1 rRNA gene is annotated in these 538 nt (G+C 44.6%); it reads left to right on the top strand.

The features are described from left to right. Positions 1–7: 7 nt before the first annotated feature. A 5S ribosomal RNA gene (gene rrf / locus CS022_RS24650) occupies positions 8–123 on the top strand. The last annotated feature ends 415 nt before the right edge of the window (positions 124–538 follow it).

The following is a 538-nucleotide window of genomic DNA, read 5'->3' as shown; positions in this document are numbered from 1 at the left end:
GAATTTGCTTGGCGACCATAGCGTTGTGGACCCACCTGACTCCATGCCGAACTCAGCAGTGAAACGCAATAGCGCCGATGGTAGTGTGGGGCTTCCCCATGTGAGAGTAGGACATCGCCAGGCTTGAATTTTAAGGGAGCCCGTTGAGTGCAACGGGCTTTTCTTTCGCTCCAACTGATTGCAATGTGAGCGACGTCAACAAAAGGTTTTCATGGCATTCATAAGAATGCAAAAAAGATGAAAGTTTTTTCTTGACTGGATATCAGAATCGCGTAAGATACGCGGCCTGACTTGCTGAGGCGTAAGGCGCTAACGCATTGAAAGTCAACGCTCTTTAACAATTTGACCTATGCAATCTGTGTGGGCACTCGTGAATGATAGACAAAAAGATTTATCAATGTTTACTGAGTGACCAAACGAGATAACTTCGGTTATATCGGCACAGTCAATTTATACAGTATTTCATTGAGCCGTTACCTTCGGGTAACAAAAAATTCTAATTGAAGAGTTTGATCATGGCTCAGATTGAACGCTGGCG

The sequence above is a fragment of the Veronia nyctiphanis genome (genome assembly GCF_004116385.1).
Lineage (GTDB): Bacteria > Pseudomonadota > Gammaproteobacteria > Enterobacterales > Vibrionaceae > Veronia > Veronia nyctiphanis.
This window is presented reverse-complemented; position numbering and strand designations above follow the sequence as displayed.